This window comes from Pseudomonas sp. SWRI77, from assembly GCF_014269105.1.
Lineage (GTDB): Bacteria > Pseudomonadota > Gammaproteobacteria > Pseudomonadales > Pseudomonadaceae > Aquipseudomonas > Aquipseudomonas capeferrum.
In genome coordinates, this window is the sequence record NZ_JABWRV010000007.1 from 15,324 (window position 1) to 38,784 (window position 23,461).

18 protein-coding genes, 1 pseudogene and 1 riboswitch are annotated in these 23,461 nt (G+C 63.2%); of the genes and pseudogenes, 11 read left to right on the forward strand and 8 right to left on the reverse strand.

The window, feature by feature from the left end; genetic code table 11:
• The first annotated feature begins 138 nt into the window (after window positions 1-138).
• On the forward strand, window positions 139-2,139 hold the full coding sequence (locus HU766_RS09390; RefSeq protein WP_156310045.1) for a U32 family peptidase: 2,001 nt from the start codon (window positions 139-141) through the stop codon (window positions 2,137-2,139).
• A gap of 82 nt (window positions 2,140-2,221) precedes the next feature.
• Here the strand turns inward: HU766_RS09390 and HU766_RS09395 are convergent, their stop codons facing one another.
• Entirely contained in the window at window positions 2,222-3,544 is a 1,323-nt protein-coding gene (locus tag HU766_RS09395) for a sigma-54 dependent transcriptional regulator (RefSeq protein ID WP_186655677.1), read from the reverse strand.
• Window positions 3,545-3,886: 342 nt separating this feature from the next.
• Between HU766_RS09395 and HU766_RS09400 the strand changes: the two genes are divergently transcribed.
• Window positions 3,887-4,153, forward strand: coding sequence for a hypothetical protein (locus HU766_RS09400; protein ID WP_013972506.1), 267 nt, complete (start codon window positions 3,887-3,889; stop codon window positions 4,151-4,153).
• A 116-nt stretch (window positions 4,154-4,269) separates the two neighbouring features.
• Here the strand turns inward: HU766_RS09400 and HU766_RS09405 are convergent, their stop codons facing one another.
• The 4 genes from HU766_RS09405 to cobW all read right to left on the reverse strand — a co-directional run bounded on the left by HU766_RS09405 (window position 4,270) and on the right by cobW (window position 10,776).
• Window positions 4,270-4,860 carry a VWA domain-containing protein gene (locus HU766_RS09405; RefSeq protein ID WP_186656114.1) on the reverse strand — a complete coding sequence of 197 codons (591 nt, stop codon included), beginning with the start codon at window positions 4,858-4,860 and terminating at the stop codon, window positions 4,270-4,272.
• A 77-nt stretch (window positions 4,861-4,937) separates the two neighbouring features.
• The gene (locus tag HU766_RS09410; RefSeq protein WP_186655687.1) at window positions 4,938-5,942 is read right to left on the reverse strand and encodes an AAA family ATPase; all 1,005 of its coding nucleotides are present in this window, start codon (window positions 5,940-5,942) and stop codon (window positions 4,938-4,940) included.
• Window position 5,943: 1 nt separating this feature from the next.
• Window positions 5,944-9,705: a cobaltochelatase subunit CobN gene (gene cobN, locus HU766_RS09415; RefSeq protein WP_186655695.1), complete on the reverse strand. Its 3,762-nt coding sequence runs from the start codon at window positions 9,703-9,705 to the stop codon at window positions 5,944-5,946.
• Window positions 9,706-9,708: 3 nt separating this feature from the next.
• Window positions 9,709-10,776 carry a cobalamin biosynthesis protein CobW gene (cobW, locus tag HU766_RS09420; protein ID WP_186655698.1) on the reverse strand — a complete coding sequence of 356 codons (1,068 nt, stop codon included), beginning with the start codon at window positions 10,774-10,776 and terminating at the stop codon, window positions 9,709-9,711.
• A 98-nt stretch (window positions 10,777-10,874) separates the two neighbouring features.
• Window positions 10,875-11,089: riboswitch (cobalamin riboswitch) on the reverse strand.
• Between the two features lie 111 nt (window positions 11,090-11,200).
• On the opposite strand from cobW, the gene HU766_RS09425 reads away from it, so the two are divergent.
• The 6 genes from HU766_RS09425 to HU766_RS09450 all read left to right on the forward strand — a co-directional run bounded on the left by HU766_RS09425 (window position 11,201) and on the right by HU766_RS09450 (window position 17,045).
• Window positions 11,201-11,578, forward strand: coding sequence for a glyoxalase superfamily protein (locus HU766_RS09425; RefSeq protein WP_186655700.1), 378 nt, complete (start codon window positions 11,201-11,203; stop codon window positions 11,576-11,578).
• Window positions 11,575-11,934, forward strand: a complete 360-nt coding sequence (locus HU766_RS09430; RefSeq protein ID WP_186655702.1) for a hypothetical protein — start codon at window positions 11,575-11,577, stop codon at window positions 11,932-11,934. Before HU766_RS09425 ends, HU766_RS09430 begins: the two co-directional genes overlap by 4 nt.
• A gap of 169 nt (window positions 11,935-12,103) precedes the next feature.
• A complete protein-coding gene (locus tag HU766_RS09435) occupies window positions 12,104-13,681 on the forward strand; it encodes an ABC-F family ATP-binding cassette domain-containing protein (protein ID WP_186655704.1) in 1,578 nt (525 codons plus the stop codon).
• Window positions 13,682-13,817: 136 nt separating this feature from the next.
• Window positions 13,818-14,837 (forward strand): branched-chain amino acid aminotransferase, encoded by a 1,020-nt coding sequence (locus tag HU766_RS09440; protein ID WP_047583041.1) that lies wholly within the window; start codon window positions 13,818-13,820, stop codon window positions 14,835-14,837.
• A 158-nt stretch (window positions 14,838-14,995) separates the two neighbouring features.
• On the forward strand, window positions 14,996-15,676 hold the full coding sequence (locus tag HU766_RS09445) for a response regulator transcription factor (protein WP_033698266.1): 681 nt from the start codon (window positions 14,996-14,998) through the stop codon (window positions 15,674-15,676).
• A complete protein-coding gene (locus HU766_RS09450) occupies window positions 15,654-17,045 on the forward strand; it encodes a HAMP domain-containing sensor histidine kinase (RefSeq protein WP_186655707.1) in 1,392 nt (463 codons plus the stop codon). Before HU766_RS09445 ends, HU766_RS09450 begins: the two co-directional genes overlap by 23 nt.
• Here the strand turns inward: HU766_RS09450 and HU766_RS09455 are convergent.
• Window positions 17,036-17,803 (reverse strand): annotated as a pseudogene (locus HU766_RS09455) (helix-turn-helix transcriptional regulator); the annotation flags it as partial. The gene HU766_RS09450 and the pseudogene HU766_RS09455 overlap by 10 nt on opposite strands.
• Window positions 17,804-17,915: 112 nt before the next feature.
• Between HU766_RS09455 and HU766_RS09460 the strand changes: the two are divergent.
• On the forward strand, window positions 17,916-18,806 hold the full coding sequence (locus HU766_RS09460; protein WP_186655712.1) for an EamA family transporter: 891 nt from the start codon (window positions 17,916-17,918) through the stop codon (window positions 18,804-18,806).
• A gap of 71 nt (window positions 18,807-18,877) precedes the next feature.
• Here the strand turns inward: HU766_RS09460 and cysS are convergent, their stop codons facing one another.
• Together cysS and HU766_RS09470 are read right to left on the reverse strand one after the other, a co-directional pair.
• Window positions 18,878-20,260: a cysteine--tRNA ligase gene (gene cysS / locus HU766_RS09465; protein ID WP_186655715.1), complete on the reverse strand. Its 1,383-nt coding sequence runs from the start codon at window positions 20,258-20,260 to the stop codon at window positions 18,878-18,880.
• 9 nt (window positions 20,261-20,269) lie between these two features.
• On the reverse strand, window positions 20,270-21,973 hold the full coding sequence (locus HU766_RS09470) for a glutamine--tRNA ligase/YqeY domain fusion protein (protein ID WP_033698273.1): 1,704 nt from the start codon (window positions 21,971-21,973) through the stop codon (window positions 20,270-20,272).
• A gap of 247 nt (window positions 21,974-22,220) precedes the next feature.
• Here HU766_RS09470 and HU766_RS09475 point away from each other — a divergent pair, with 247 nt between their 5' ends.
• Entirely contained in the window at window positions 22,221-22,721 is a 501-nt protein-coding gene (locus tag HU766_RS09475; RefSeq protein WP_186655717.1) for a peptidylprolyl isomerase, read from the forward strand.
• The gene (locus tag HU766_RS09480) at window positions 22,722-23,453 is read left to right on the forward strand and encodes a UDP-2,3-diacylglucosamine diphosphatase (RefSeq protein WP_186655719.1); all 732 of its coding nucleotides are present in this window, start codon (window positions 22,722-22,724) and stop codon (window positions 23,451-23,453) included.
• Window positions 23,454-23,461 lie beyond the last annotated feature (8 nt).

The window sequence follows — 23,461 nt, forward strand, 5'->3', positions numbered from 1 at the left end:
GTGAACGGCCTTGCCGGGGCGCCGGCAAGGCCGCTCACACACAGGTTGCGCAAGCAGGGTTGCAGCGCAGGGATGCCACCAACCCGTTTCACCGCTACAATGCCCGCCTAAACCGTGACCGCCCGAAAATATAACGACATGTCCCTTCCAAAGAATCACCTGGAACTGCTCAGCCCTGCCCGTGACGTGGCCATCGCTCGCGAAGCGATCCTGCACGGCGCTGACGCCATCTATATCGGCGGCCCGAGCTTCGGCGCGCGCCATAACGCCTGCAACGAAGTCAGCGAAATTGCCGAACTCGTCGAGTTTGCCCGTCGCTACCATGCACGCGTGTTCACCACCATCAACACCATCCTCCACGACAACGAGCTGGAGCCCGCGCGCAAGCTGATCCATCAGCTTTACGACGCCGGCGTCGATGCCCTGATCGTGCAGGACCTGGGGGTGATGGAGCTGGACATCCCGCCGATCGAGCTGCACGCCAGCACCCAGACCGACATCCGCACCCTGGAACGGGCCAAGTTCCTCGACCAGGCGGGTTTCTCGCAGTTGGTACTGGCCCGCGAACTGAACCTGCAGCAGATTCGCGCCATTGCCGCCGAAACCGATGCGGCCATCGAATTCTTCATCCATGGCGCGCTGTGCGTGGCCTTCTCCGGCCAGTGCAACATCTCCCACGCCCAGACCGGCCGCAGCGCCAACCGTGGCGACTGTTCGCAAGCCTGCCGCCTGCCCTACACCCTCAAGGATGACCAGGGCCGCGTGGTTGCCTTCGAAAAACACCTGCTATCGATGAAGGACAACAACCAGACCGCCAACCTGCGCGACCTGGTCGACGCCGGCGTGCGCTCGTTCAAGATCGAAGGCCGCTACAAGGACATGGGCTATGTGAAGAACATCACTGCCCACTACCGCAAAGAGCTCGACGCCATCCTCGAAGACCGCCCGGCCCTGGCCCGTGCCTCGAGCGGCCGCACCGAACACTTCTTCGTCCCAGACCCGGACAAGACCTTCCACCGCGGCAGCACCGACTACTTCGTCAGCGACCGCAAGATCGACATCGGCGCCTTCGACTCGCCGACCTTCACCGGCTTGCCGGTGGGTGTGGTGGAAAAGGTCAACAAGCGCGACATGCTGGTCATCACCGATGTGCCGCTGACCAACGGCGACGGCCTCAACGTGCTGGTCAAGCGTGAGGTGGTGGGTTTTCGCGCCAACATCGCCGAACCCCGCGGCGAATTCGAGGAAGACGGCCAGAAGCGCTACCGCTACCGCGTCGAACCCAACGAGATGCCCGACGGCCTGTACAAGCTGCGGCCGAACCACCCGCTGTCGCGCAACCTCGACCACAACTGGCAGCAAGCCTTGCAGCGCACCTCGGCCGAGCGCCGGGTGGGCGTCGAGTGGCACGCAGTACTGCGTGAGCAGCGCCTGATGCTGACCGTCAGCAGTGAAGAAGGCGTCAGCGTGCAAGTCGCCCTAGACGGCCCGTTCGGCGCGGCCAACAAGCCGCAACAGGCACTGGAGCAGTTGCACGACCTGCTGGGCCAATTGGGCACAACCCAGTACCACGCCAACGCCATCGAGCTGGATGCACCGCAGGCGTACTTCATCCCCAACTCGCAGCTCAAGGCCCTGCGCCGTGAAGCCATCGAGGCGCTGACCGCTGCGCGGGTCAAGGCGCACCCGCGTGGCGGGCGCAAGGCCGAGACCACGCCACCACCGGTGTACCCGGAGTCGCACCTGTCGTTCCTGGCCAACGTGTACAACCAGAAGGCCCGCGACTTCTACCACCGTCACGGCGTGCAACTGATCGACGCGGCCTACGAGGCCCATGAAGAGCACGGCGAAGTGCCGGTGATGATCACCAAGCACTGCCTGCGCTTCTCGTTCAACCTGTGCCCCAAGCAAGCCAAGGGCGTGACCGGCGTGCGCACCAAGGTCGCGCCGATGCAACTGATTCAGGGTGACGAAGTACTGACCCTGAAGTTCGACTGCAAGCCGTGCGAGATGCACGTGGTCGGCAAGATGAAGAGCCACATCATCGACCTGCCGACCCCCGGCAGCGCGGTGGCCCAGGTAGTGGGGCATATCAGCCCGGAAGACCTGCTCAAGACCATCCACCGCGCCCCGCACTGATCGATCGGGGTATCAGAAAACTGTGGGGGCGGGTTTACCCCCCCCACAAGGTCGGCAGCTACGCACAGCCTAAGGCCTGTTGTCAGCGGATCTGGTGCTTGTGCAACAGCCGATAGAACGTCGGGCGTGAGACCCCCAGCACCTTCGCCGCGATGCTCAAATTGTCGCTGTGCCGGTTAAGCACATCACACAAAGCCTGGCGCTCCGCCCGGTGCTTGTACTCCTCCAGCGTCCCCAGCGGCTGCTGTTCCTGCTCGATCTGCAAGCCCAGGTCCGACGCTTCAATCTGCCGCCCTTCAGCCAACACCAACCCGCGTCGCACCCGGTTGGCCAGTTCGCGCACATTGCCGGGCCAATCATGCCGGCCCATGGCTGCCAAGGCATGGTCACTGAACGAGCGCGGCCTGCGCCCAGTTTCAAGGCTGTAGAAATGCGCAAAATGGCTGGCCAGCATCGACAGGTCGCCATGCCTGTCACGTAGCGGCGCGGTCACCACCTGCAACACATTGAGCCGGTAATACAGGTCCTCGCGAAAGCGCCCCTGTTCGATGGCCTTTTCCAGGTCCACGTGAGTGGCCGCAAGCACCCGTACATCCACCGGGATCGGCTGGCTGCCTCCGACCCGTTCGATGTGCTTCTCCTGCAGAAACCGCAGCAGGTTGGCCTGCAGCTCCAAGGGCAAGTCACCGACCTCGTCCAGAAACAGGGTGCCGCCATGGGCCGCTTCGATTCGCCCGGCCTTGCGCTGATGGGCGCCGGTAAACGCGCCCTTTTCGTGCCCGAACAACTCGGACTGGATCAGGTGTTCGGGTATCGCCCCGCAGTTGATGGCAATAAACGGCTGATCGCGCCGCTGTGACTGGCGATGCAGGGTGCGCGCCACCAGTTCCTTGCCTGTGCCGCTCTCACCGCGGATCAGTACCGGCGATTCGGTGGGCGCCAGCTTGCCCAGCAATTTGCGCAGTTCGCGAATAGGGCGGCTTTCACCCAACAGCTCATGCGTCGCCTCGTCCACCCGCGCCGTGCCCTTGCCGCGCAGGCGTGCCATGCCAAAGGCACGCCCGAGGGTGACCTGCACGCGGGAAACATCGAACGGCAAGGTATGGAAGTCGAAAAACCATTCGCAGACAAAATCACCCACGTTCTGCATGCGCAACTGCTCGGCGCTGAGCACGGCAATCCACTCAGTATTGCTGCGCTTGATCATGTCCTTCACGGCGTCGGGATGGCGCAGGTGCGATGCCTGCAGGCGCAGCAGGCCAACATCGCAGGTGTGCTCCAGCGCGGCGCCGAGGATACAACTGTCCACATCCCAGCCGGCACTGCGCAGGCCCGGCAGCAATTGGTGGCAGTCGTCGCAGGGGTCGACGATGAGCAAACGGCGTTGGGAAGCGGGTTGCTGCATGACCGTTCCTTGGCGCCAGAGTTTGGTTTTGTGAAGTAAAACAGCAAGTTGTGGCGCCCAATTAACAGTAGCAACGAACTTGACGGTGCCCAGTACCGTCTGTCTGCCGAATCATTTTTTTACAATCCATGACGGGAATTTTCGCACTTTATCGACATCACATGGCGGCGTAAGCGTGAACAGATTTGACCCTGAAAAAAAATTTTACATCCAATGTGTGACTTACCCCCGGACAACGAGCATCAGTACACATAACCCCGCGCTGCACTTCGCGATTATTGAGGCGACTTTGAAGCAACGCGGACTTTACTTCGATGTTTGGGACCATAGAGAGACCGAACCATGAATGCCCCGCTCCGTGTCAACGAAGCACTGCTGATTGCCGACCACGCCTTCGAACCTTTCCAGTGCGTAGCCTGGGATGCACCCAACGGTACTGGTGAGCTGAGCCTGGCAGTGATCGACCGGACCAGCACCCGCATCGGCAGCAAGCAAGTGTCCTCGCGCATTTATTCCGACCCTGCGCAATGGGCCAGCCTGATCGAGGAAGTGCGCGCCGAGCTGTGCGAAAAAGGTTACGACCTGCAACCTTGGTCGATGCCAAAGTAATACCGATTAGCCCGCCAAGTGCGTGCCCTGTCACGCACTTGCGCAACTTTCCAGTTGCGGCTCTCGCAACTTTTGTTATTGCGACATAGTGTCGCAACCTCCCCCGCCGCCGTAACTCAATCCACAACCTTGAACTGTTCCAGGTGCTGATAATCCGCCTGCAGTTGTTCGGCCAACTGTTGTGCGCGCCCCAGGCGAACGGGCGCCAGTTCCATGTCGACCAATAGCGTGGCACACGGCATGGGCTGCACGGCATCCCAGCGCTGCAGCCGTCCGTCGGTGAACACCAAGCAGCGCACAGCCTCATTGGGGTGGGTTTGCTGCCGCGCCTGCAGCCACTGCCGTGCCTGCTCCAGCGCAGCGATCAACGGCGTACCACCGCCCGCCCCCAGCGCTTGCAACCAGGGCTGTAGGGCTGCCGAGGCCTTCAGGCCGTGACGCTGCCACTGCGGTGTCCGCCCACTGGCGGTCAGCAAGGCCAGCCGGGCGCGCTGCCGGTATGCCTGGTCGAACAACGCCGCCAGCAAGCCTTTGGTCTGCGCCAGTGCCTGATGGCGGCGGGTTGACGCAGATGCGTCGACGATCACCAGCCACAGTTCGTTAGCCTGGCCCTGGCGCTGTTGCCAGCACAGGTCGTCACGCAGCCGGGGCCGCCCCTTGAGCAAGGTCGGCAACCACGCCACCCGGCCCGCCGCGGCACTGCGCACACGGCCACGGCTGGCGCCTGCCAGCTTGCCCACGCGTGGTCTGGCATCCGCCCCTTGAGCCTGCCGTGGGCGGATGCTCAGGGCTTTTTTGCCCAGTTCGGCACCTCGCGACGCGCGCCACTCACTACCGGTTGAGGTGGCAGCGCCCCCCAATCACCCTGCCCGCCTTGATTGTCTGCGCCCTGCTGGCCTGCCTCGGGCGGTGTCGAAGGCGGCTGTTGTTGCTGCGGCGTCACCCGGCGGCGATGGCGCAGGGCGAACTCGGCCACCGCGTCCACATCGGCTTCTTCTATGGCCGCGCCCCCGCGCCAGGCGCAATGCGCCCGTGCAGCGCGCAGCCAGACCAGGTCAGCACGCAGGCCATCGACCCCGGCGGCATAACAGCGCTCGGTGATCCAGGCCAGGGCCTGATCGTCCAAGGCAATCAAGGCAAGGGCGTGGCGCGCTTGCTGGCAACGCTCACGCAGTTGCGCCTGGGCGGCCGCCCATTGCGCGCAAAAGGCCTGCGGGTCGCTGTCGAACGCCAGGCGGCGACGGATGATCTGCTGGCGGGCGTGCGGCTCGGGCAAACCTTCTAGTGCCACATTCAAGCCAAAACGGTCGAGCAACTGCGGGCGCAACTCGCCTTCTTCCGGGTTCATGGTGCCAATCAGCACAAAGCGGGCGCTATGCCGGTGCGAGATGCCGTCGCGCTCGATGCGGTTGGTGCCGCTGGCTGCCACGTCGAGCAACAGGTCGACCAAGGTATCGGGCAGCAGGTTGACCTCGTCCACGTACAGCACACCGCCATCGGCCTGGGCCAACACGCCCGGCGAAAACTGTGCCTTGCCCTGCCCCAGCGCAGCGTCCAGGTCGAGGGTGCCGACCAGGCGCTCTTCGCTGGCGCCCAATGGCAGCGTGACGAACGGGCCTTCGCCGAGCAGGTCGGCAAGGCCGCGGGCCAAGGTGCTTTTGGCCATGCCGCGCGGGCCTTCGATCAGCACGCCTCCGATTTTCGGGTCGATGGCGGTCAGGCACAGGGCCAGTTTCAGCTCATCGGCACCGACCACTGCAGCCAGCGGAAATAGTACGGGTTCACTCATTTCAAGCCTGTTCCTCGCCGTCGAGCAACTGCTCCTCAAGGGCTTCGCGGTAGTCGCCAGGCGCCTCCCAGAGGCCGCGTTGCTGGGCCTCCAGCAAACGCTCGGTAAGGTCGCGCAGGGCCTCGGGGTTGTGCTCGCGCATAAAGTCGCGGGTCGCCGGGTCGAGCACGTAGGCATCGGCCAGGGACTGATAATGATGGTCGTCGATTAGGTGCGTGGTAGCGTCGAAGGCGAACAGGTTGTCGACTGTCGCCGCCATCTCGAAGGCGCCTTTGTAACCATGGCGCTTCACCCCGTCGATCCACTTCGGGTTGAGCGCACGGGCCCGGATGACCCGGTTCAGCTCTTCCTTGAGGGTGCGGATACGCGGCCGGTCGACCTGGCTGTGGTCGCCGTGATAACTGGCTACCGACGCGCCAGACAAGGTTTCAGAGGCGGCCAGCATGCCACCTTGGAACTGGTAGTAATCGTTGGAATCGAGCACGTCGTGCTCGTGGTTGTCCTGGTTCTGCAACACCGCCTGGACCTGTCCCAGGCGGTGCGCAAACTGGGCGCGGGCCGGGGTGCCCTCGTCGCTTGCGCCGTAAGCGTAGCCGCCGTGGTTGAGGTAGACCTCGGCCAGGTCGTCGCGGCTGTGCCACAAACGGCCATCGATGGCGTTCTGCACGCCAGCGCCATAAGCACCGGGCTTGGCCCCGAACACTCGCCAGCCAGCCTGGCGGGCCGCCTGCTCGGCGTCGACGCCCTGTGCCTGCAGCGTTTCGCGCTCGTTGCGCACCCGTGCTGCCAGCGGGTTGAGGTCATCGGGCTCATCCAGCGCCGCCACGGCCTGAACGGCGGCATCGAACAAGCGAATCAGGTTGCCGAAGGCATCGCGGAAAAACCCCGAGACGCGCAAGGTCACATCCACCCGCGGGCGATCAAGCACGCCCAGCGGCAGGATTTCGAAATCGTCGACCCGCTGGCTGCCGGTGGCCCAGACCGGGCGCACACCCATCAGGGCCATGGCCTGGGCGATGTCGTCACCGCCGGTGCGCATGGTCGCTGTGCCCCATACCGACAGGCCCAGTTGGCGCAGGTGGTCGCCGTGGTCCTGCAAGTGGCGTTCGAGAATCAGGTTCGCCGACGCGAAACCCAGGCGCCAGGCCGTGGTGGTGGGCAGGTTACGCACATCCACGGTATAGAAGTTGCGACCGGTGGGCAGCACGTCCAGGCGCCCGCGGCTTGGCGCGCCACTGGGGCCCGCCGGGACGAAGCGGCCAGCCAGGGCCGCCAGCAGGCCGTCGATTTCTGCCGCACCACAGGCATCCAGGCTCGGCGCCACCGTTGCACACAGCGCTTGCACCACTTCGTGCACCGGTTGCCATTCGCTCACTGCAGGCAGTGCCGAAGCTCCGCCCAGTGCCTGCTCGATCACCTGCAGGGCCAGCAGTTCAAGGCGCTCACGGGTATCACCGCAGGTGCGCCATGGCGCGTCGCTCACTGCCTGCAAAAACGCTGGGCACGCGCCCTGCCAAGGCTGCCCGAGGTCGCAGTCGAGTGGGTCGAAGCCGGGCACCAGGGCCTTGGCCAGTGTGCGCAACAGGCTGGCATTGCCACCCCGGCCGTCGCCGCGCTCCACGCGCAGCAACGCCAGCAAGGTGTCCAGGCGCAGCCTACCTTCAGGAGACTGGCCAAACACATGCAAGCCATCGCGGATCTGCGATTCCTTGAGGTCGCACAGGTAGGTGTCCAGGCGCGGCAGCCATACGGCGGCATCGTCCAGCTGGCCTTCCAGTTGCAGTTCGCGATCGATGTGGTTGGCCTTGACCAGTTCCAGGATGTCGCGCTGCAGCTCGCGGGCACGCCGCGGGTCGAGCAGCTGCGCTTCATAGAATTCGTCGGCCAGTTGCTCCAGGTGACGCAGCGGGCCGTAGGTTTCGGCGCGGGTCAACGGCGGCATCAGGTGATCGATGATGACCGCTTGGGTGCGACGCTTGGCCTGGGCGCCCTCCCCCGGGTCGTTGACGATGAACGGGTAGATGTTCGGCAACGGGCCGAGCAGCGCGTCTGGCCAGCATTGCGCCGACAGGCCGACCCCCTTGCCGGGCAGCCACTCCAGATTGCCGTGCTTGCCAACGTGAATCACCGCATCGGCAGCAAAGGCATGGCGCAGCCAGAAATGAAACGCCAGGTACCCGTGTGGCGGCACCAGGTCGGGGTCGTGGTACACCGCACTTTGATCAACCTGGTAGCCGCGTGCCGGCTGGATACCGACGAAGGTCTGGCCGAAGCGCAGGCCTGCAACCATCAGCCGCCCACTGCGGTACATGGGGTCGTGTTCCGGCGCCCCCCAACGCTCCAGCACCGCTTGGCGATTGGCCTCCGGCAGGCGGGAAAACGCTGCCTGGTAGTCATCCAGGCTCAGGCTCTGCGGGCAGGGGCGCTGGTCCAGATGGTCGAGGTCGTTGGTCACGCCGCCCAGCAACTGGTGGATCAATTGGGTGCCCGTGCCCGGCAGGTCGGCCAGCGGATACCCTTCGCCCTGCAGCGCCTTGAGGATGTTCAACGCAGCCGCCGGCGTGTCCAGCCCCACACCGTTGCCAATTCGGCCGTCGCGGGTCGGGTAATTGGCCAGCACCAGGGCCACGCGCTTCTGGTCATTGGGCAAGCGGGCCAGCGCTACCCAGCGCCGGGCCAGCTCAGCGACGAAGTCCATGCGCTCGGGATGGGCGCGGTAGCAGACCACGTCGGACTGGCTGCGCTCGCTGCGCCAGGCCATGTCCTTGAAGCTGACCGGGCGCGTGATGATGCGCCCGTCCAGCTCCGGCAAGGCAATGTGCATGGCCAGGTCGCGCGCGCCCAGGCCTTGCTCGCTGGTTTCCCAGGCGGGTTGGTTGTCTTGCGCGCAAATAGCCTGCAGTACCGGGATATCACGGCGGAACGGGCGCAGGTTGGGGCGCTCGGGGCTGGACAAGGCGAAACCCGTGGTATTGATCAACACCTCGGCACCGACCTCGTCCAGCCAGGCCTCGACCTGTTCCAGGCAGGCGCTTTCCTTGAGGCTGGCGACGGCGATCGGCAAAGGGTTGACCCCGGCCGCCAGCAACCGATTGCAGAATACGTCGATAAAAGCAGTATTGGCCGCCTGCAGGTGAGAGCGATAGAACAGCAGCGGTGCCACCGGGTGATCGGGGCGCCATTGCGCATACCAGTCTTCAAGCGCTGCACTGCCCTTGGCCGGGTGGTACACCGAGGTGCGCGGCAAGGGCTGCGGCTCGTCCCAGCGATAATCGCGGCCCAACAACTGGTTGGCCAGGCAGTTGAAGAGGTTGATGGCATTGGCCTTGCCGCCCTGGCGCAGGTAGTGCCAGAGGCGCTCGGCCTGCTCGCCGGTCACCGTGCCCAGGCCCGTCAGCTCCGGGTCCGGGCGGTCGTCGCCCGGCACCAGGATCAGCTGCACGCCTTGGGCCGCCAGCGCGACCAGTTGCTCGACGCCATAGCGCCAGTAGCCAACGCCACCGTGCAACGACACCAGAATGACCTTGGCATGGCGCAGTACCTGGTCGACATACAAGTCGACCGAGGCATGGTTCTGCACCTGCATCGGGTTGGCCAGGCGCAAACTGGGGAAGTCGTCAGGCAATTGCTCGGCCGTGTCGGCGAGCAATGCCAGGTGTGAATCACCGCTGCAGAGGATCACCAGGTCGGCGGGGCTCTGGCCGAGGTCGGCGATGCTGTCATCCGGCACGAAGCCGCCGGGCTGGGTCCGCAGCAGGTGCATGGGTCAGGCGCCCAGTGCTTGGCGCAGACGCGCTTCGAGTTGCGCAGCGTCAAGCGCTTGGCCGATCAGTACCAAGCGCGTGATACGCGGCTCGTCGGCGCGCCAGGCGCGGTCGAAGTGCTTGTCGAAGCGGGTACCCACGCCCTGCACCAGCAGGCGCATTGGCTTGCCCGGGATGGCGGCGAAGCCTTTGGCGCGGAGGATGCCGAACTCGACCACCAGTTGGGTCAGGGCATCGAGCAACAGGCTTTCGTCAGCCTCGGGCAGGTCGATGGAGATCGAATCGAAGGCGTCGTGGTCATGATCGTCGTGGTCATCGCCATCGTGGTGCGAATCATGGTGAGTACGGCGGCCGTCGATGTGCGCCTCGGACTCGGCGCCCACCCCCAGCAGCACTTCCAGCGGCAGGCGACCGCTGCTGGCCTCGACCACCTTGACGGCGGGCGGCAGCTCTTCGGCGACTTCGGCGCGGACCTTGGCCAAGCCTTCGGCGTCGATCAGGTCGGCCTTGTTCAGCACCACCAGGTCGGCGCTGGCCAACTGGTCGGCGAACAGTTCGTGCAGCGGCGACTCGTGGTCCAGGTTAGGGTCGAGTTTGCGCTGTGCATCCACCTGGTCCGGGTAGGCGGCAAAGGTACCGGCAGCCACGGCCGGGCTGTCGACCACGGTGATCACCGCGTCGACGGTGCAGGCGTTGCGGATTTCCGGCCACTGGAAGGCCTGTACCAACGGCTTGGGCAAGGCCAGGCCACTGGTTTCGATGAGGATGTGGTCGAGGTCGCCACGGCGCGCGACCAGTTCGCGCATTACCGGGAAGAATTCTTCCTGTACGGTGCAGCACAGGCAGCCATTGGCCAGTTCGTAAACGCGGCCGCTGGCTTCTTCTTCGGTGCAGCCGATGCTGCACTGCTTGAGGATTTCGCCATCGATGCCCAGTTCGCCGAATTCGTTGACGATCACCGCGATACGGCGGCCCTGGGCGTTGTCGAGCATGTGCCGCAGCAAGGTGGTCTTGCCTGAGCCGAGGAAGCCGGTAACGATGGTGACGGGGAGTTTGGCCAGTGTTTTCATGTCGCGGTGCCCTTGGCAGATGGCGCGGGCATGCAGGACGACAGCCACGGGCCAGGTCGGCCGGGCTTGTTCGCCACCGGATCACCCCGCCCGGTTGAAAGTCGAAAGCGCTTCGAGGCAGGTCTCCTGGCTCGCACCATGCCCGCCGCTCGGTAAAGAGCAAGGCTGGCCGGATGACGCCTTCCCGCGCGGTTTGCGCAGTGGCTGTGTCGATCCTTTGTCGGTGCTTACAGTTGCGGGGGCAGCCGCGGCATGTACCGCGTTCCCGTCTTAGCTTCGGCCTGGCCGAAGAACCTCGAACTGGCAAGGCTACGCAGTGGCCGGCAGGTGGTCAACCATTGCCGTCGGCCCGGCAGCCAGAGACGCGCAGGCGACCGCCTAACTGCGCTACAGTGGCACCTTTGCCAACGGTCAAGGACGCCTTATGCCGCTCGCCCCCGCCATTCCGGTACTGCGTATTTTTTCGGTCGACAAGGCCAAAGAGTTCTACCTCGATTTTCTCGGTTTCAGCCTCGACTGGGAGCACCGCTTCAGCCCGGACCTGCCCCTGTACGCGCAAATTCATCGCGACGGGCTGATCCTGCACCTGACCGAGCACCATGGAGACGCTACCCCTGGTTCAACCGTATTTGCCCGCATCGACGACCTGCGCGCCCTCGAAGGCGAACTGCAGGCCAAACGCTACGGCTACGCCCGCCCTGAGGCCGAACGCCTGGACTGGGGCCTGCAGATGCAGGTGTACGACCCGTTCGGCAACCGCTTGAGTTTTTGCCAGCAAATTGATGATGAGGCTGCCCAATGAAGGCTATGGGTAAGCGCGAGGTGGCACGTGTGGAGCGTGAACTGGTAGCTTGCCTGACGGAGGCCTGCGATACGGCCAAGGCAGAAATCGTCGGGTTCACCTGGCTTACCCACCGCCTCGACCCCGACAACTTTCCCGCAAGCTTGCGCATCACCTGGGTTTTCCAGCGCGAGGCAGACAAAGCTGCAGCGCTGGCTGGGGTGGCCAAGGCGCGCATGCTGGCGCTGACCTGTCAGGCGCTCGATGAAGTAGGGATACGCTTGGATCATCCAGCCTGGCATGTGCGTTTTGACAGTGAAGAGGCCTGTAGCCGCAGCCACAACGGTGACTGGAACAAGCGCCTGCAAGTGCACTGAGGCCTATCGGCGGAAGGCGCTTTACCTGCCTTCACCGGTTCGATACGATCCGTATTCCACTTCTGCGAGGTGTTCGTCCAATGCGCCATTGATGCCGCCGTCTTTTCGACGGCCAGCCTTCAGCCTCCGGCTTGCTCCGGAGATGTCGCGGCATTGAGTGGAGTTGTGCATGACGAATACGTCGATCCTGACGCTGGATAGCGTCTCCTTGGCTTTGCCCGATGGCAGGCTGCTGTTTTCCAATCTCAACGAATCGTTCGATCAGCGCCGTACGGGGCTGGTCGGGCGCAATGGCGTGGGTAAAAGCCTGCTTGGACAGTTACTGGCTGGTCAGCGCGAACCCACAAGCGGGCGCTGCCTTCGCCAGGGTCGCATTCACCACCTGCATCAACAGGTCATCCAGCAAAGCACCACGGTAGCTGACCTTGCCCAGGCAGGCACGGTGATCGCGGCGTTGAAGCGTATTGAACAAGGCAGCGTCGACCCCGTCGATTACGACACAGTGGGTGAGCGCTGGGATATTCGCGAGCAACTCCAGGTGCACCTTGACCGACAGGGCCTCGGCCAACTCGACTGGCGCCAACCTGCCCGCAGCCTCAGCGGTGGCCAGGCCATGCGCGTGGCCTTGATCGGTGCCTGGCTCAGCGACGCCGACTATTTGATCCTCGACGAACCGAGCAATCATCTGGACGCCGAAGCCCGCGCACAGTTGCTCAGCATGATCCAGGCCTGGGACCGCGGCTTGCTGGTTATCAGCCACGACCGCAGCCTGCTTCAGCACATGGCGCGTATCGTCGAGCTGTCCAGCCTCGGCTTGCAGGCATTTGGAGGCAATTTCAACCTTTATGTCACGCAAAAAACCAAGCAGACGGAAGTGGCCCAGCAGCAACTTGCGCGGCTCAAACTGGAGCGTCAACGTCACGCCCACCAGTTACAGCGCCAGCGCGAAGACCTTGAGCGCCACCAGGCGCGTGCCGGGCGGCAGGCCAAGCATGCAAACCAGGCGAAAATTCTGCTGGATCGCCAGCATGAGCGCAGCCAGGCCACGGCTGGCAAACAACGACGCGACCATCGCGATGCCTTGCAGGCCCTACAGGGCCAAGTCCGTGATGCAGCCCGCGAGGTTGAACAGAGCAGCACCATCATCCTGCACACACCGACGCCTCAACGCCACCCAGGGAGGGAAGTACTGGCCGTGCATCAGCTACGCCTGCCGCACGGCAACCGCAAGCCCTTGTGCCTGCGGCTGTGTCTGGGCCAGCGTGTAGGCCTGGTCGGCGCCAACGGCACTGGCAAGTCCACCCTGCTGCAAGTGCTCAACGGAACGCTAGCCGTGCCATCCGACACCGTCCGCGTGACCGGCGAAGTGGCTTTACTCGACCAGCACTGCAGCTTGCTACCGGGGCAAACCACCGTGCTCGACCACTTGCGACAGGCCAACCCAACGCTGGCACTGAGTGATTTGCGTTGTCGGCTGGCGCAACTGGGCCTCGATGCGGGGCGCATCGAGCTGCCCAGCGCCCTGCTCAGTGGCGGTGAACGGCTGAAGGCCTCACTGGCCGCTGTGCTGTACCGCGAGCGACCGCTAGACATGCTGTTGCTGGATGAGCCCAGCAACCACCTGGACCTTCCATCACTGGAGGCGTTGGAATGCATGCTTCGGGGATTTCGGGGGGCGCTGGTGGTGGTTTCCCATGATGCGGTACTGCTCGAACGGCTCGCGCTGGATGATTACTGGCAGCTTTAAAGCCAGCAACCCCGCATCAGCGGCCAGCAATTCGTGACTGGCCGTTCCCGATCCGCGACGGATGTATTATCGTGGCGTGGTGCGCATATAACAGCAGCCTGAGCAATCGGGCATCTGCAAGACAATCGAGGGTGTCATGAGTAACGAGAGCATTAATTGGGACAAGCTGGGCTTCGACTACATCAAGACCGACAAGCGCTACCTGTCCGTATGGCGCAATGGCGAGTGGGACAAGGGCACCCTGACCGAAGACAACGTACTGCACATCAGTGAAGGCTCCACTGCCCTGCACTACGGCCAGCAGTGCTTCGAAGGCCTCAAGGCCTACCGCTGCAAGGACGGCTCGATCAACCTGTTCCGCCCAGACCAGAACGCCGCGCGCATGCAGCGCAGCTGCGCCCGCCTGCTGATGCCGCACGTGCCAACCGATGTGTTCATCGAGGCCTGCAAGCAAGTGGTCAAGGCCAACGAGCGCTTCGTGCCGCCACATGGCAAAGGCGCCCTGTACCTGCGCCCGTTCGTCATCGGCACCGGTGACAACATCGGCGTGCGTACCGCACCCGAGTTCATCTTCTCGGTCTTCGCCATCCCGGTGGGTTCGTACTTCAAGGGCGGCATGAAGCCGCACAACTTCCAGATTTCCAGCTTCGACCGCGCCGCCCCGCAAGGCACCGGCGCAGCCAAGGTCGGTGGCAACTATGCCGCCAGCCTGCAGCCAGGCGCTGAAGCCAAGAAGGCCAACTTCGCCGATGCCATCTACCTCGATCCGCTGACTCACACCAAGATCGAGGAAGTCGGTTCGGCCAACTTCTTCGGCATCACCGCCAACAACGAGTTCATCACGCCGAAATCGGCCTCCGTGCTGCCAGGCATCACCCGCCTGTCGCTGATGGAACTGGCGTCCTCGCGCCTGGGCCTGAAAGTGATCGAAGGCGATGTCGAGATCAACAACCTCGACCGCTTCATCGAAGCCGGCGCTTGCGGTACCGCCGCGGTGATCACCCCGATCGGTGGCATCGAGTACAACGGCAAGCTGCACGTGTTCCACGACCTGGAAAAAGTCGGCCCGGTCACCCAGAAGCTCTACAACGAGCTGACCGGCATCCAGAGCGGTGATGTCGAAGCACCGGCAGGCTGGATCGTCAAGGTCGCCTGAGGCGCTGCGACAGCCTGAAAACGGGGCATGCCAAGCAATGGCATGCCCTTTTTTTTGGCCGCTTGGTCAACCGTGCATTCCCAGATGAATTTTTCTTAAATCGCCGTTTGTCTATTCTTTGGCACAATCAAGCCTCTATTCGCCGCCCAGGAACCAGCATGCCACGCGTACTGACCATCGAAGACGACGCCGTCACCGGCCAGGAAATCGTCGCCGAACTCTCCAGCCACGGCCTGGACGTGGATTGGGCCGACAATGGCCGGGAAGGCCTGGCCAAGGCGATTGCCGGTGGCTACGACCTGATTACCCTGGACCGCATGCTGCCCGAAGTCGATGGCCTGACCATCGTCACCACCCTGCGCAGCCTGAAGATCGCCACGCCGATCCTGATGATCAGCGCCCTGTCTGACGTCGACGAACGGGTGCGCGGCCTGCGTGCCGGGGGTGACGACTACCTGACCAAGCCCTTTGCCTCGGACGAGATGGCCGCCCGGGTCGAGGTACTACTGCGTCGCAACAGCGTGCCCATGACCCAGACCCGCCTGCAGGTCGCCGACTTGCAACTGGACCTGATCAGCCACGAAGCGCGGCGCGGCGAGCACACGCTCAACCTGCTGCCCACCGAATATAAGCTGCTGGAATACCTGATGCGCCACAGTGGCCAGGTCATCACCCGGATGATGATTTTCGAGGAAGTCTGGGGTTATCACTTCGACCCCGGCACCAACCTGATCGATGTCCACATTGGCCGCCTGCGCAAGAAGATCGACTCTCCCGGCCAATCGCCGCTGATCCGTACCGTACGGGGCTCGGGCTATGCCATTGCTGAACCCGTCTAAGGGCTGGAGCTCCTCGACCAGCCGCCTGCTGGCGCTGTACAGCTTTCTGTTCGTGGCCTGGAGCAGCATCCTCATGGGGGTGCTGTACTTCGAGGTGTCCAGCTACCTGAACAAACTCACCCGCCATTCCATGCTGCAGCGCCAGCACCTGTTCGCACACATGAGCGGCAAGCAACTGGACGACGCGCTGATTGCCAGCCAGGCCTTCGAAGAGCGCAGCTTTGACGCCTACGGTCTGTTCGATGCCCAACTCAACCCGCTTGGCGGGCGTATTCGCACCCTGCCCTCCGAGCTTGGCCTGGACGGCAAGGTCCATGAGCTCAAACGCTGCCTGGACGCCGACGACCCGCACATGCCACGCGACAGCTGCGATGCCGTGGCGATCAAGGTTCAGGATGGCCGCTGGCTGGTGCTGGTGCGGGACAACGGTTCGTTGTTCGTGGTCACCCGGATCATCCTGCATGCCCTGCTTTGGGGCATCTCCCTGACCCTGATCCCAGGCTTTGCCGGCTGGTACCTGCTGCGGCGCAGACCGCTCAAGCGCATCCGCGCCATTCAGGCCCAGGCCGAACTGATCGTGGCAGGCGACCTCACCCACCGCCTGCCGCTGTCGGCCCGGCGCGACGAGCTGGACATGCTGGCCGCCATCGTCAACGCCATGCTCGACCGCATCGAGCGGTTGATGCATGAGGTCAAGGGTGTGTGCGACAACATCGCCCATGACCTGCGCACGCCACTGACCCGCCTGCGCGCCCAGCTGTACCGTATTCGCCAGCAGAGTGACAGCGATTCGGCGCAGGCCGAGGCACTCGACCAGGCTATAGGTGAAACCGACACACTGATGGCACGCTTTCGCGGCTTGTTGCGTATCAGCGAACTGGAAGACCGTCAGCGCCGTGCCGGCTTCGTTCAGCTCGACCCACATGGGCTGCTGGTGGAACTCCACGACTTCTACCTGCCATTGGCCGAAGATGGCGCTATTCGGCTTGAATTGGACCAGCCCGAACAGTTACCGACGCTGCACGGTGACCGCGAATTGTTGTTCGAGGCGCTGGCCAACCTGGTGGGCAACGGCATCAAGTTCACGCCAGCGGGCGGCTGCGTGCGGGTTTCGGCGACGCAGGATGAACGGGGCCTGCATATCGCCATCGAGGACACTGGGCCGGGCATTCCTGAAGAAGAGCGCACCGCTGTGCTGAAGCGCTTCTATCGCAGCGAGGAAGGCCACCGTCACCCGGGCTTCGGGCTGGGTTTGTCGATCGTGGCGGCGATCGTAGACCTGCATGGGTTCGGATTGGAAATCGGCTCCAGCGAACTGGGCGGGGCCAAGCTGGTGCTGCATTGCCCATTGGCGGGATCGGCGAAGTAGCGGCTGGGAGCAGCACCGAGCAAACGCTTGAACACCGTCGCGAAAGCGCTTGGACTGCTGTACCCAAGCGCTGTCGCAACACGCGTAACCGGCTCACCACTGCCCAGCCGTACCACGGCTGCCAGCAAGCATGCCTGCTGTCGCCATTCGTTAAAACTGATCCCGGTGTGCAGGCGAAACTGGCGGGTGAATGTGCGCCGGCTCATGCTGGCGCGCTCCGCCATCCCGTCGATGCCTGTTTGCAACGAGGGCTCCGCCAGAAACGCCCTGCACGCCCGTGCAAGGCGTGGCTCCTCGGGCATAGGGGCATTGAGTGACACACCCGGCATGCCGGCGATCTCATGAAGCAGCAGCCCCATCAAACACGCATCACGCCCCTGCGCGGGATACTGGGCGGGCACTTCAATAGCCTTCTCAAGCAGCTCGCGCACCAGGGGCGAAACTGCAAAAACCTGACAGTGCTCAGGAAGGCCGACCCGCTGGGCTGACTGCGGGCGAATATAGGCGTTGAGCATGGTGACGGGGCCGCGCATGTGCATAGCGTGCGCAAGCTCGGCAGGCACCCAGATGGCCCGCAATGGCGGCACTGCCCAGGTGCCCGAACCAGTTGCAACCGTGATCACGCCACAGGCGGCGTAGGCAAACTGGCCCCGCCTGTGGCTGTGCATCGGGAACAGTTCGCCATCGGCAAAAGCCCTCCTCGTCACCACCACATCGCAAGCGGTGTCTTCGTATAGCGTGTCATCTGCATGCGTCATGGCCTGATTTTAATGGTATTTGACCTTGAATTGAAAGCGGGCCAAACCAGACCGCGGCATATTGGCTAAGGCGTCAAGGCCCCCTGCCGCGACTTCACAAGGCTGTCAAACAATGCAAAAAAAGCACTTGATCCTCGCCGTGCTGGTCACAGCGCTCTGGGGGATCAACTTCCCGATCACCAAACTGGGCTTGGCCCACGTCGACCCACTCCTGCTCTCAGGCATCCGCTTTGCGCTCTGCGCCTTACCGTGGGTGTTTTTCGTGAAGCGGCCGAATGTCGCGATCGGCTGGCAGGCTGCTTATGGCTTGATCTTTGGCGTCGCCATGTGGGCGTTGATCAACCTGGGGATTGCCATGGGTGTGCCGCCAGGCAGCGCCTCGTTGCTGATTCAGTTCAGTGCATTCTTTACGCTGGCCTGGGGCTGTTTGCTGTTTCGCGAACCCCTGGCCTGGCCCCAACTGATCAGCATCGTGCTGGCGGCAATCGGCTTGCTTGGCATACTCGCCGCGAGCCCCGGCAAGACAACAACCATCGGTTTGACCCTGGTGATGATCAGCGCACTGGCCTGGAGCATCGGCAACGTCATCATCAAGCTGTCAAAGGTGCGGGAGATATTCGCCTTCGTCGTGTGGGCCAGCCTCTTTGCGCCGGCCCCCTTGCTGTTGTTGACCTGGTGGCTGCACGGCACAAGCCCGTTTGTGGCGCTGGTTACACAAGCGAATACCGTCGTCGCTTGTTCACTGGCGTTTCAGGTGTATGCCGCGACGCACTTCTGCTATTGGGGGTGGAACTGCCTGCTGCGCGAGTACCCGGTGTCGACGGTGGCGCCATTGTCGTTGCTGATTCCGGTGTTCGGCATCGTCAGCTCGGCCGTGATCGTGCATCAGGTTCCGAGCGGATGGGACTGGCTATCGATCGCGTTGATCTTGTTGGCGCTGGCGGTCGGCATGAAGAAAGGGCGTGCGGTGTTGGGAAGAAAAGCGGTTTCTGCTGTTTCGTAGTGTGCCGCAAGGCTTGAAGCCTGGGCCAGGTGTCGTGAAAGGGCTGCCAGGCAGCCCCTTCACAGCGCCGATCAGTCAGCCAGGCGCCAGGTGGTTGCGCCTTTGCTGTCTTCCAGCACCACCCCCATGGCGGTCAACTGGTCGCGGATACGGTCGGACTCGGCCCAGTTCTTGTCAGCCCGTGCCTGCAGCCGCGCCTGGATCAAGCTGTCAACCTCAGCAGCATCCACCTTGCCTTCAGCGCCGGCCCGCAGGAAGTCATCAGCCTCCAACTGCAGCACACCCAGCACATCACCCAGCTCACGCAGGCGACCCGCCAGGCCAGCAGCAGCCTCAAGATCGCTGTCACGCAGGCGGTTGATCTCGCGCACCAGGTCGAACAGCACAGCGCAGGCTTCCGGGGTGCCGAAGTCGTCGTTCATCGCCATGCTGAAGCGCTCGACAAACGCTTCGCCACCTTTGGCCGCCACGCGCGGCAGGCCGCGCAGTGCGTGGTAGAAGCGCTCCAGAGCGCCCTTGGCATCGCGCAGGCTGTCCTCGGAGTAGTTGATGGCACTGCGGTAGTGGCTGGCCACCAGCAGGTAACGCACCACCTCCGGGTGGTACTTCTCAAGCACGTCACGGATGGTGAAGAAGTTGTTCAACGACTTGGACATCTTCTCGCCATTGATACGGATCATGCCGCAGTGCATCCAGGCATTGGCGTACTGCTTGCCGGTCGCGGCCTCGCTCTGGGCAATCTCGTTCTCGTGGTGCGGGAACTCCAGGTCGCTGCCACCGCCGTGGATGTCGAAGCTTTCGCCCAGGCAGCAGGTGGACATCACCGAGCACTCGATGTGCCAGCCCGGACGGCCCGGGCCCCACGGCGATTCCCAGCTTGGCTCGCCCGGCTTGACGCCCTTCCACAGCACGAAGTCCAGCGGGTCCTGCTTGGCCTCGTCGACTTCGATGCGCGCACCGATGCGCAGGTCTTCGATCTTCTTGCGCGACAGCTTGCCGTAACCGACGAATTTGCCTACCCGGTAGTACACGTCGCCGTTACCTGGCGCGTAGGCGTAACCTTTGTCGATCAGCGTCTGGATCATCGCGTGCATGCCAGCGATGTGGTCGGTGGCACGCGGCTCCTGATCCGGCGGCAAAATGTTGAGGCGGCGCTCGTCTTCGTGCATCGCGTCGATCATGCGGGCGGTCAGCGCATCGAACGTCTCGCCGTTCTCGTTGGCCCGGTTGATGATCTTGTCGTCAATGTCGGTGATGTTGCGCACATAGGTCAGCTCATAGCCGCTCTTGCGCAGCCAGCGGGTGACCAGGTCGAAGGCCACCATGCTGCGACCATGGCCAAGGTGGCAGTAGTCGTACACGGTCATGCCGCAGACGTACATGCGCACCTTGTTGCCATCGAGCGGCTTGAAGGCTTCCTTGGTTTTGCTCAGCGTGTTGTAGATGTTAAGCACGACGGTTCCTTAGCTGCCCCAGGAGTCACGCAGGGTGACGGTGCGGTTGAACACCGGGCGGCCCGGCTGGCTGTCCTTGAGGTCGGCGCAGAAGTAGCCTTCACGCTCGAACTGGAAGCGGTCTTCAGGCTGCGCCTGACCCAGCGACGGTTCGGCACGGCAGCCAGTCAGCACTTGCAGCGAGTCCGGGTTGATGTTGTCGAGGAAGCTGCCGCCGTCCTCGGTCTTTTCCGGGTTAGGCGAGCGGAACAGGCGGTCGTACAGGCGCACTTCGCATTCGACGCTGCCTGCGGCCGGCACCCAGTGGATCACGCCCTTGACCTTGCGGCCCTCGGGGTTCTTGCCCAAGGTGTCCGGGTCGTACGAGCAGCGCAGCTCGACGATGTTGCCGTCGGCATCCTTGATCGCCTCATCGGCCCGGATCACGTAGCTGCCACGCAGGCGCACTTCACCGGCTGGTTCCAGGCGCTTGTAACCCTTCGGCGGCTCTTCCATGAAGTCGTCGCGGTCGATGTACAGTTCGCGTGCGAACGGCAGTACCCGCACACCCATGTCTTCCTTCGGATGGCGCGGCAGTTCGAGTTGCTCGACCTGGCCTTCTGGGTAGTTGGTGATGACCACTTTCAGCGGTCGCAGCACGCACATGGCGCGTGGCGCGGTTCGGTCGAGGTCGTCACGGATGCTGAATTCGAGCATCGACATGTCGACCACACCGTCGGAACGGTTGGTGCCGATCATTTCGCAGAAGTTGCGAATCGACGCCGGCGTGTAGCCGCGGCGACGGAAGCCGGACAAGGTCGACATGCGCGGGTCGTCCCAGGCATCGACGTGTTTCTCGTCGACCAACTGCTTGAGCTTGCGCTTGGAAGTGATGGTGTAGTTCAGGTTCAGGCGGCTGAACTCGTACTGACGCGGGTGCGCCGGGACCGGCAGGTTGTCCAGGAACCAGTCGTACAGCGGACGATGCCCTTCGAATTCCAGGGTGCAGATCGAGTGGGTGATACCCTCGATGGCGTCCGACTGGCCGTGGGTAAAGTCGTAGTTGGGGTAGATGCACCACTTGTCACCGGTCTGGTGGTGGTGGGCATGACGGATGCGGTAGAGGATCGGGTCGCGCAGGTTCATGTTCGGCGACGCCATGTCGATCTTGGCCCGCAGCACGCGCTCGCCGTCCTTGAACTCGCCGGCCTTCATGCGGGCGAACAGGTCGAGGTTGTCTTCGACGCTGCGCTCGCGGAACGGGCTGTTCTTGCCTGGCTCCTTGAGGTTGCCGCGGTACTCCTTGGCCTGATCAGGGGTCAGGTCGCAGACATAAGCCTTGCCACGCTTGATCAGCTCGACGGCCCAGTCGTGCAACTGGTCGAAGTAATTGGAGGCGTAGCGCACATCGCCGGCCCAGTCGAAGCCCAGCCACTTGACGTCGCTTTGGATGGCGTCGATGTACTCCTGGTCTTCCTTGGCCGGGTTGGTGTCATCGAAACGCAGGTGGCAGACACCACCGAATTCCTTGGCCAGGCCAAAGTTGACGCAGATCGACTTGGCGTGACCGATGTGCAGGTAGCCGTTGGGCTCCGGCGGGAAACGGGTGACGATGCTGCTGTGCTTGCCCGAGTCCAGGTCGGCCTGGATGATCGGCCGCAGGAAGTTCGCAGGGACAGCGGGGGCGCCTTTGGCAGCGGCGTTGGGCGCGTTGTCGGCAGTGGGCTTGCTCATAGGATCCTTGAATGCACGTGTCCGGCCTGGGTAGGCCGATTGAATCAAAGGGCCTATCATAGCCGAAGCAGTCAAGCTGCTGACAGCCGGCCGCTGACAAAGTGGCGCGATTTATCGCAGCAAATTGTCGCGATCCGGCAAAATGGGCCCCGCGTACGTGTGCCGCGGCAGCCCGATCCAGCGTCAGGTGACTGAGCGTGAACCTGCGCAACCTATTTCCGAATGCCCTGTAAGAGCGAATTTCAGCATGTCCAAAGTCAAACTGAGCACCAACCACGGCGACATCGTCCTGCAACTGGACGCCGAAAGCGCCCCTGTGACCGTTGCCAACTTCCTGGCCTACGTTGAAGCCGGCCACTACTCGAACACCGTGTTCCACCGCGTGATCAAGGGCTTCATGATCCAGGGCGGCGGCTTCGAGCCAGGCATGAACGAGAAGAAAGACAAGCGTGCCAGCATCCAGAACGAAGCCGACAACGGCCTTAAGAACGACAAGTACACCATCGCCATGGCCCGTACCATGGAGCCGCACTCCGCCTCGGCGCAGTTCTTCATCAACGCCTCCAACAACGACTTCCTCAACCACACCGCCAAGAACACACAGGGCTGGGGTTACGCCGTGTTCGGCAAAGTGACCGAAGGCCAAGACGTCGTCGACAAGATCGAAGCCGTTTCCACCGGTTCCAAATCCGGCCACCAGGACGTGCCTAAAGAAGACGTGATCATCGAGAAAGCCGAGATCGTCTGAGTGATACTGCTGATCTCTGATCTGCACCTGCAAGAAGAACGCCCGGATATCACCCGGGCGTTTCTTGATCTGCTCGACGGCCATGCGCGCCACGCCAAGGCCCTGTACATCCTTGGCGATTTCTTCGAAGCCTGGATCGGCGACGATGCCATGACGCCCTTCCAACAATCGATTTGCCAAGCCATGCGCCAGTTGAGCGACAGCGGTACGGTGATCTACCTGATGCACGGCAACCGTGATTTCCTGATTGGTCAGGATTTCTGCGATGCCGCCGGCTGCACCTTGCTGGCTGACCCGAGCGTGATCGAACTGGGCGGTGAGCAGGTATTGCTGATGCACGGCGACACACTGTGCACCCGGGACCTGGCCTACATGAAGCTGCGTCGTTACTTGCGCAACCCGTTGAGCCTGTGGATTTTGCGGCACCTGCCGCTGTCTTCGAGGCACAAGCTGGCGCGCAAGCTGCGCAGCGAAAGCCGCTCGCAGACCCGCATGAAGGCCACCGAGATCGTCGACGTCACGCCAGAGGAAGTGCCTAAGGTGATGGCGGCGCACGGTGTCAGGACGTTGGTGCATGGCCATACCCACCGGCCGGCGATTCACAAGCTGGTGGTGAACGGCCAGCCCGCACGGCGCATCGTGCTGGGGGACTGGGACCGCCGAGGTTGGACCCTGCAGGTTGACGAGCAGGGTTTTCAACTGGCGCCGTTCGAGTTTTCTGCAAACGGATGACAACCGGC

What these genes read in the sequence shown, in the direction of transcription:
- HU766_RS09390 (WP_156310045.1), top strand. Translation starts at nt 139, where the DNA reads ATGTCCCTTCCAAAGAATCACCTGGAACTGCTCAGCCCTGCCCGTGAC.
- HU766_RS09395 (WP_186655677.1), bottom strand. Translation starts at nt 3,544, where the DNA reads ATGCAGCAACCCGCTTCCCAACGCCGTTTGCTCATCGTCGACCCCTGC.
- HU766_RS09400 (WP_013972506.1), top strand. Translation starts at nt 3,887, where the DNA reads ATGAATGCCCCGCTCCGTGTCAACGAAGCACTGCTGATTGCCGACCAC.
- HU766_RS09410 (WP_186655687.1), bottom strand. Translation starts at nt 5,942, where the DNA reads ATGAGTGAACCCGTACTATTTCCGCTGGCTGCAGTGGTCGGTGCCGAT.
- cobN (WP_186655695.1), bottom strand. Translation starts at nt 9,705, where the DNA reads ATGCACCTGCTGCGGACCCAGCCCGGCGGCTTCGTGCCGGATGACAGC.
- cobW (WP_186655698.1), bottom strand. Translation starts at nt 10,776, where the DNA reads ATGAAAACACTGGCCAAACTCCCCGTCACCATCGTTACCGGCTTCCTC.
- HU766_RS09425 (WP_186655700.1), top strand. Translation starts at nt 11,201, where the DNA reads ATGCCGCTCGCCCCCGCCATTCCGGTACTGCGTATTTTTTCGGTCGAC.
- HU766_RS09430 (WP_186655702.1), top strand. Translation starts at nt 11,575, where the DNA reads ATGAAGGCTATGGGTAAGCGCGAGGTGGCACGTGTGGAGCGTGAACTG.
- HU766_RS09435 (WP_186655704.1), top strand. Translation starts at nt 12,104, where the DNA reads ATGACGAATACGTCGATCCTGACGCTGGATAGCGTCTCCTTGGCTTTG.
- HU766_RS09440 (WP_047583041.1), top strand. Translation starts at nt 13,818, where the DNA reads ATGAGTAACGAGAGCATTAATTGGGACAAGCTGGGCTTCGACTACATC.
- HU766_RS09445 (WP_033698266.1), top strand. Translation starts at nt 14,996, where the DNA reads ATGCCACGCGTACTGACCATCGAAGACGACGCCGTCACCGGCCAGGAA.
- HU766_RS09450 (WP_186655707.1), top strand. Translation starts at nt 15,654, where the DNA reads ATGCCATTGCTGAACCCGTCTAAGGGCTGGAGCTCCTCGACCAGCCGC.
- HU766_RS09460 (WP_186655712.1), top strand. Translation starts at nt 17,916, where the DNA reads ATGCAAAAAAAGCACTTGATCCTCGCCGTGCTGGTCACAGCGCTCTGG.
- HU766_RS09470 (WP_033698273.1), bottom strand. Translation starts at nt 21,973, where the DNA reads ATGAGCAAGCCCACTGCCGACAACGCGCCCAACGCCGCTGCCAAAGGC.
- HU766_RS09475 (WP_186655717.1), top strand. Translation starts at nt 22,221, where the DNA reads ATGTCCAAAGTCAAACTGAGCACCAACCACGGCGACATCGTCCTGCAA.